The organism is Pseudomonas sp. RL_105y_Pfl2_101, assembly GCF_963970585.1.
In the GTDB taxonomy this organism is placed as follows: Bacteria; Pseudomonadota; Gammaproteobacteria; order Pseudomonadales; family Pseudomonadaceae; genus Aquipseudomonas.
In genome coordinates, this window is the sequence record NZ_CAXAPG010000043.1 from 21,378 (window position 1) to 28,081 (window position 6,704).

9 protein-coding genes are annotated in these 6,704 nt (G+C 52.4%); 5 read left to right on the forward strand and 4 right to left on the reverse strand.

The features are described 5' to 3' along the window. Positions 1–137 precede the first annotated feature (137 nt). Positions 138–848 carry a hypothetical protein gene (locus AACY31_RS26430; RefSeq protein WP_339492951.1) on the reverse strand — a complete coding sequence of 237 codons (711 nt, stop codon included), beginning with the start codon at positions 846–848 and terminating at the stop codon, positions 138–140. Positions 849–910: 62 nt separating this feature from the next. Next, positions 911–1,495 carry a hypothetical protein gene (locus tag AACY31_RS26435; RefSeq protein ID WP_339492952.1) on the reverse strand — a complete coding sequence of 195 codons (585 nt, stop codon included), beginning with the start codon at positions 1,493–1,495 and terminating at the stop codon, positions 911–913. A 109-nt stretch (positions 1,496–1,604) separates the two neighbouring features. Between AACY31_RS26435 and AACY31_RS26440 the strand changes: the two genes are divergently transcribed. The 3 genes from AACY31_RS26440 (at position 1,605) to AACY31_RS26450 (ending at position 3,008) form a co-directional block, all read left to right on the forward strand. Next, positions 1,605–1,904 (forward strand): helix-turn-helix transcriptional regulator, encoded by a 300-nt coding sequence (locus tag AACY31_RS26440; protein WP_339492953.1) that lies wholly within the window; start codon positions 1,605–1,607, stop codon positions 1,902–1,904. Next, positions 1,901–2,521 (forward strand): helix-turn-helix domain-containing protein, encoded by a 621-nt coding sequence (locus AACY31_RS26445; protein ID WP_339492954.1) that lies wholly within the window; start codon positions 1,901–1,903, stop codon positions 2,519–2,521. The genes AACY31_RS26440 and AACY31_RS26445 overlap by 4 nt, the downstream gene beginning before the upstream one ends. A gap of 226 nt (positions 2,522–2,747) precedes the next feature. Further along, complete coding sequence (locus AACY31_RS26450) at positions 2,748–3,008, forward strand: hypothetical protein (protein ID WP_339492955.1); 261 nt, start codon at positions 2,748–2,750, stop codon at positions 3,006–3,008. 894 nt (positions 3,009–3,902) lie between these two features. Here the strand turns inward: AACY31_RS26450 and AACY31_RS26455 are convergent. Beyond that, the gene (locus AACY31_RS26455) at positions 3,903–4,211 is read right to left on the reverse strand and encodes a hypothetical protein (protein WP_339492956.1); all 309 of its coding nucleotides are present in this window, start codon (positions 4,209–4,211) and stop codon (positions 3,903–3,905) included. Positions 4,212–4,432: 221 nt separating this feature from the next. Between AACY31_RS26455 and AACY31_RS26460 the strand changes: the two genes are divergently transcribed. Continuing rightward, positions 4,433–5,595 (forward strand): IS3 family transposase gene (locus AACY31_RS26460; RefSeq protein ID WP_339483834.1). Its coding sequence is split into 2 segments (ribosomal slippage): positions 4,433–4,688 and positions 4,688–5,595, totalling 1,164 coding nucleotides; the frame shifts between segments, so codons are not numbered across the junction. A gap of 133 nt (positions 5,596–5,728) precedes the next feature. Here AACY31_RS26460 and AACY31_RS26465 read toward each other — a convergent pair. After that, the gene (locus AACY31_RS26465; protein ID WP_339493250.1) at positions 5,729–6,268 is read right to left on the reverse strand and encodes a hypothetical protein; all 540 of its coding nucleotides are present in this window, start codon (positions 6,266–6,268) and stop codon (positions 5,729–5,731) included. A 100-nt stretch (positions 6,269–6,368) separates the two neighbouring features. On the opposite strand from AACY31_RS26465, the gene AACY31_RS26470 reads away from it, so the two are divergent. Beyond that, on the forward strand, positions 6,369–6,599 hold the full coding sequence (locus AACY31_RS26470; RefSeq protein WP_339493251.1) for a helix-turn-helix domain-containing protein: 231 nt from the start codon (positions 6,369–6,371) through the stop codon (positions 6,597–6,599). Positions 6,600–6,704: the final 105 nt, after the last annotated feature.

Sequence of the window (6,704 nt, forward strand, 5' to 3'; positions counted from 1 at the left end):
TCACGGGAAGCCGACGATGTACTCGAAAATCTTCATTTTCTAACGCGTGTCAACCCTAAGCCGTTTGTAAAACCACCAGCGATGACACGACAGACCACTACCGGGCCTACGAGGAAGGTCCGGTGTACCCGTAAGACTTACTCCATGTCACTAGCTGCCATGTCCAGATAGCGTTTCATCCAAGCCCTCTCATAAGCCACGCTATGGATGCCGTCTAAGACCAGCCAGTAAAGAAATCCTCCGGCAATTCCCACCATCAGAAATATCCAGCTTTTATCGGGGGTAAAAAGAGGCGTAGATTTGATGACCTCGGTGCTGAGTGCAACCATAAAAGCAATGAACGAAGCAAACCCTAGATTTTGTGCTAATCCTGGCCTCGCGGGCTTACCAGTCAGATCCGCGTAGGTCGACAGTTCTCGGAGCTTCGTAGCGGTGTAGCCTTCATCGCGAACGGCATCTAGAAAGAACGCATAGCAGAGGATGTTTTCCTTACCCAAAGATGACTGACGATCAATGGCATGCTCAGCAAATTCCCTTGGATAAACCGTGCGAAGCGCTTTCATACGAGTTTTGTACAAAGCAATAGCCCAGGGAGCCAACGCTAGGTAGGCGTAAGGGACTAGAGCTGGATTCTTGATGCCCCACCCCGCAATTAAAACGAGCAGAAGCGTTGATGCTGCTGCTATCCACATCGGCCATAACTTCCGAGCATTCTCTCGCTTGAATAGCAGCTTGTTGGGTTGCCTGCGACTTCGTTTGTATAGGTCCTTCAGGTTTGCCCAATCCACGAGTTTCATAACTGCTTTTTCTCCTTGCTGGAATGTGGTGAAGCGGGTGAATACCAGCATCACCGCCGATCAACGCCATCGCTGAGTCCGTCCCGAGCTGCACAGGCATATCGGTGCGACGATTACTCATGCAGGTCAATGCTAGGTAAACCAATAAGTACCCGGACTTCCGAATCTGTTCGGATGCGGGTAGCTGTGGCCCGATCACGCTCCTGCTGATTACGCAGGTAGATTTCGTAGAAGTACTCGACGATTTGCTGATGGGTCAAATTAGGCGGCGTTGTCCGGCGCTTGAGGGTATTCAATATCTTACGTGCGCAAAGCTGAGCGGCTTCTCGCTCGTAAGAACGAAAAACCAAATCGCGGAAACCCCAAATGCTGATCCAGCCGCTTGATAATGCCCATAGCATCAAACGCTGGTAGGTCGACCACGCCATACGTGTATGGCCGCTCAAATACCGTCGAAGAATCCGGCCATCTGCATCTTTGAATCCGTAGATCCCAAGCTCCGTCAGCAGCCGCTCAAGCGCAACCCTCGACATCCCCGACTTGCGCAAAATCGCTGAAAACAGGAACTCAAGCAGATCCACCGGAACACGAACAACGAAGTTTCTCCGTCCTGTTTTCTCATGACGTTTCAGTTCACGAAAAACAAGCTCGAACGCTTCGTCCGGGTCGACATCCGCATCAGGAATAGGTGGCTGCATGTAGCCATTCTTTGGCTTATTCGCGCATCTGTCAAAAAGGTGTCCTACTGATTACGTCATCGCTTGGCGGAAGCTGGAGGCACTCCATAGCAGCCGAGCGAAAGCCACGATGAGCATTGATTACGAAACCATTCAAAAAATTCAGAAACTCGCAGATGACGTACTGATCGGCGTTGCCGAAGTCGCTGCATTGACAGGATTCAGCGCACTGACAGTACGTCAGCGCAAATTGCCGGGGCTTGAGCCTGTTCCCGGCCTGTCACGCTTGCGGTGGCGGCTGGGTGATCTCAGACAGTGGATGCGTACAGGGGCAATCACATCGGCTCCCCTCCTCAAGCAAGCCTCTACCGAAGGCCCGCATAAAGTCGGACGCCCTACCAAGAAGGCTCAGGTAGAGGCACGAAAATGAGCGAGCTGGAATTATCGGTTGATACCATCACCGGGCCGGAACCACAGGATCAACTGAAGTCCAACACCTACTGGTTTCACATTTTTCAGGCCATGGTGGATCACGAACTCGCAAAGCTGGGGCCGTATGCCTTTGCAGTTTACTGTGTGATCAAATCCCACTGCGATCTCAGAACAGGGCTGGCAATTCCTTCAATCCCCACCATTGCCCGCAAAGCGGGAATTAGCTCACGCCAGGCAATGCGCGAGATCAAATTGCTTGAAACCTTAGGTTACATCAGCAGAACACGGTCCCGTAAACACAATGAATATAAGCTCACGGAAAAAATCGCGATCAGCGACTCTCAAGGCAGACACCGTGGCCACGCACAGTGGGATTACCGTCCAGCCCAGATCAAAAGCACGGTAGATGAGCTCAAACGCATGCTGTTCAGCAGGGAAGCGGTCGGCCAGGGTATTCACATCGAACACCTGCAGATCATCGAGAACCAAACCAACATTGGCTTCCAGATCAGCCAAGCCGACTTGGACCAATTGGCCGAAAGCAATCCGGACATTTACAACAAGCTGTTATCTATTCGGAGCGCGATCCGTGAACGCAATGCTACCAAGCCATGAGTTATACACAGGACTGCCAGTCACCTGACTGAGTGGCATGCATCGGCTCGTTTCAGGTGACTGTGTGGCAGGTGTAACCTGATTTCAGGTGACAGAGAGTCACCCATACAAGAAGAGAAAAAATCATATCAACCGGAACGCCGTTACTCGGCAGGCTGCTGCCCAAGACCCACCAGAATTCAGCGATGCAGAAGGTCGCGATTACGATCAGTAGGAGGTTTCAGAGATGATCCAACTATCCGGCGCTCATCGACTGGAAATTGCTCAGGACGTCTTGAGTTGCTTAATAGCGCTCCGCTCAGAGTCCATTTTCTATGAGCGGAAGAAAGCCCAGCCGAATGCTGAAATTATCAGCCTGTGGAAAGACGAGCGGAGTGCCCTCTTCAACCTGACGCGCAGTTTGCATCGTGACGACCAGGAGACTATCGAAAATGTCATCGCGACCTATGGCCCGTCTGCCAAAGCTCTGTTGGATTCAGGAAAGTAGCCCGAGCAGCTATTCCTGCGCTCCGGCCTTCTAACGCGAGGTGTGCGCGACAGCTAACAGACATCGCTTTGGCCGACATGGGTACAGCCAGTCCGGACGTTGCTCTCAACCTGCGTCGGACGACGTGAAGCGTTTGGCAGGTTTTGAGTCCCGAGTAAGCTCAGGTAGTAACTTGAGCTCACCTGCATAGATCATCGGCGTTGCGCATCTGGTAAACGGTCTACGCCTATTCAATCCTTCCCCAGATTTCCGTCGCAATACCACCGACCACATTTTCTTCGTCCAACTTTCACTCATAGCGTTTACTCCAGATGTCGATGACGTGCCCAGATTCGCTTACCGCAGTGCCTCCCTCAGCATCACCAGATTTACCCTTCCCTGTGCTGCCAGATGTTTTCTCTTCTTACCCGAGTGATACAGACACTGTCACCAACGGCGAATGTGCGCACTTCGAAATACTGACACCAGCACAACCAACGCCCTGCTTCATCCAGCGTCGTAATGCGGTGTTTTTTGAGACTTACTGCTCCCGCTTCGCGAGATATCCCAATGACCAATTCTGTTACGCAGATAGCATCTGATTCTCGTGCTTATCGAGTCATTGGACAATCTCCACTGCGCCTCCCTCACGATGCTTTTATTCATCGCGGGCTGAACAATCCAATACCAACGTACCGACAACTCCCAATCACCAATATCGTCTACAACAGCTGCAACCATTTGGGGGATAAAAACTGGACAGGGTAGGGTTTGTACTCCCGCCATGAATGGCGTACTTACAACTGGCTACGCGGCAGTCGTTTCACTTCTTTGCTTTGCCTACCGTACCTGCTCAGGGCAAGCCCCGAGACCCCACCGCAACCAATGACTGGAGAGCTTTAGGCGACCGATGATTCATAACTGGGTTGATATGCCGCACAGCGCAAGAACCTCATGATCAGCCAGCCCTTGACTACGCTGCGCCAACCCGTGGGGCGAAATGAGCGCCTCATGCTCGATGAGCTGCTGTTCAAGCAACCGCCCTAAAAGCAGCAACTCGCCTTGGGCTTCAAGCGAACGAAGTAGCTCAGGGGAGTTGAACGCCCAGCGGTCAAGTATCTGCCAACCGCATGCATGGTAAGAAGGGGATCGGAGGACAGACTCAATGGTTGTCCCCGCCAGGATGCCGGAGGCGATCTTCAGCGGCTTGTGGTCAATGAGCATGTGCGGCTTCCCTTTTACATAAGCAATTGATCATTCGTGTGTTCTGCGCGATGGAGGATGATCGAAAGCCACCTTTCTGCTTCAACTCTCGAATGTGAGCGTACGAAAAACCGAGAACGGATAGAGTGGCAATATCGTCACGAGCCAGCGCTCGATTTGTAGTGGTTTAATGAATCCGGACACCCATTTAGGCGAGAATGCTCGCCAGATAGAGGTGTCTCATGACCAAACAACGCCGTTCCTTTTCTGCTGAATTCAAACGCGAGGCTGCTGACCTCGTACTCAAGCAAAACTACAGCTACATCGAAGCCAGCCGCTCACTTGGCATTGGTGAATCAGCGTTGCGCCGTTGGGTTGACCAGGTACAGAAGGAGCGCCAAGGTGTCACTCCGCAGAGTAAGGCGCTGACCTCGGAGCAGCAGAAAATTCAGGAACTGGAGGCTCGGATCGCCCGGCTTGAGCGAGAAAAATCCATATTAAAAAAGGCTACCGCGCTCTTGATGTCGGAAGATCTCGAGCGTTTGCGCTGATTGACCAGTTGAGCGCCCATGAGCCGGTTGATTGGCTGTGCAAGGTGTTTGACGTTACCCGCTCGTGTTACTACGCCCAGCGCCTGCGGCGCCGCACGCCCGATGTTGAACGGCTTCGATTGCGCAGTCGCGTCAGTGAGCTGTTCTCGCAAAGTCGCAGCGCTGCGGGCAGTCGCAGCATTCTCTCGCTGATGCGTGAAGACGGTGAGCAACTCGGTCGATTCAAAGTGCGCAGCTTGATGCGCGAGCTTGATTTAGTCAGCAAACAGCCCGGTTCCCACGCTTACAAACGAGCGACAGTAGAAAGACTCGACATCCCGAATACGTTGAACCGTGAGTTTGATGTGCCAGCCCCCAATCAAGTCTGGTGCGGTGACATCACCTATATTTGGGCGCAAGGAAAGTGGCATTACCTGGCTGTCGTGCTGGATCTCTGCACGCGCCGGATAGTGGGCTGGGCACTGTCGGAAAAACCGGACGCTGAACTCGTGATCAAGGCCCTGGATATGGCCTATGAGCAGCGTGGCAGACCTGCGGATCTGCTGTTCCACTCTGATCAAGGGTCGCAATATGCAAGCCGATTATTTCGCCAGCGGTTGTGGCGATACCGTATACGCCAAAGCATGAGTCGTCGGGGAAACTGTTGGGACAACGCACCGATGGAGCGCGTGTTTCGGAGTTTGAAAACTGAATGGATACCGACCTTAGGCTACAGAACTGCACAGGAAGCACAGCGCGACATCAGTCACTTTTTGATGCATCGGTACAACTGGATTCGGCCTCACCAATTCAACGGTGGGCTGGCGCCAGCTCGGGCCGAGGAAAAACTTAACGTCGTGTCCGGGATTAGTTGACCACTACAATTTGCCGAACGCATCATGGCGTTGGCCTGCTTCAGTTGAACGATATCTACTTGCCATGTATTGCCAGCGGCTATGTCGGCCATAGGCCTACTCCGGATAGGTGAGTAATGGCTCCATCAGCCGTTTAGGTGTCGAACACTGCATGAAACCGCGCCTCCGTGCTGATCACCTCCGCCGGTTTCAGCACTAGGCTGAACGTAGGGATAGCCAGATCACTGGTTAACAATTCCAATCGATGATTGCTATTGCCAACCGGAACGATGCGCCAGGATCTGATCTCATCCAACCGAAAGAAATGCCCTTTATCAGCTATTGGATAGGCTAACAGCCTGTTTGATGAAGCATCGATACCAAGGTAGGCATCATTGATTTTTGCGAACACCTCTATCTGTGGATGGAAGCCGTCAGCCTGATAGCTCATAACCATTCGCTTCAGCTTCTCGGCATAGCTCTGGTTAATTCGCAAGAACAACCATCCACCTCCGACGCAGTAGAGAATCAAGACCCAGAACAGCCACCGAATCGCCGGGTCTTCGCTACTGGTCAAACCCAGAAAAAATGGCAGGTTGAAGCCAGAAAAAACCACCACAACTAGCAAAAGCGCGCCGATCGGCAAACACCCGACTGCCCACGCCACTCGAAACAACTCCCATACCAGTCTCATGCAGCCTCCTAAATCAAATGAGCCGAAACAAAATAACTGAAAATCAGATATCCCAAAAGCAGATATAGCTTGATCAGCCGCCCCTTGCCCGGATACGGCTATGACCAAGGCTATCTATCGACCTGAGCACGTGATCTTTTTGCGGGAATTGAAGCGTATGTGTGTTGAATCAGGGATGACCCAGGCGCAGTGCTCAGCAGCGCTTGGAAGGCCGCAATCGTTCATGAGTGATGTGGAAAGAGGGGTGAGGCGGCTGGATATGGTTCAGCTTCGTGATTTGTGTCTGGTCCTAGGTAGTGACCTTAGGGGAACTCTGAAAAAGACTTCCTGATTAGGCAAAATCACCGGACACCAGTCGCCGAGCTTTTCAATGATGAAACAGATGACCTTCGCCGATGCCGAGTACGCCGGCAAGCGCAAGCAGACCCGCAAGGAG

What these genes read in the sequence shown, in the direction of transcription:
- AACY31_RS26430 (WP_339492951.1), bottom strand. Translation starts at nt 848, where the DNA reads ATGCTGGTATTCACCCGCTTCACCACATTCCAGCAAGGAGAAAAAGCA.
- AACY31_RS26435 (WP_339492952.1), bottom strand. Translation starts at nt 1,495, where the DNA reads ATGCAGCCACCTATTCCTGATGCGGATGTCGACCCGGACGAAGCGTTC.
- AACY31_RS26440 (WP_339492953.1), top strand. Translation starts at nt 1,605, where the DNA reads ATGAGCATTGATTACGAAACCATTCAAAAAATTCAGAAACTCGCAGAT.
- AACY31_RS26445 (WP_339492954.1), top strand. Translation starts at nt 1,901, where the DNA reads ATGAGCGAGCTGGAATTATCGGTTGATACCATCACCGGGCCGGAACCA.
- AACY31_RS26450 (WP_339492955.1), top strand. Translation starts at nt 2,748, where the DNA reads ATGATCCAACTATCCGGCGCTCATCGACTGGAAATTGCTCAGGACGTC.
- AACY31_RS26455 (WP_339492956.1), bottom strand. Translation starts at nt 4,211, where the DNA reads ATGCTCATTGACCACAAGCCGCTGAAGATCGCCTCCGGCATCCTGGCG.
- AACY31_RS26465 (WP_339493250.1), bottom strand. Translation starts at nt 6,268, where the DNA reads ATGAGACTGGTATGGGAGTTGTTTCGAGTGGCGTGGGCAGTCGGGTGT.
- AACY31_RS26470 (WP_339493251.1), top strand. Translation starts at nt 6,369, where the DNA reads ATGACCAAGGCTATCTATCGACCTGAGCACGTGATCTTTTTGCGGGAA.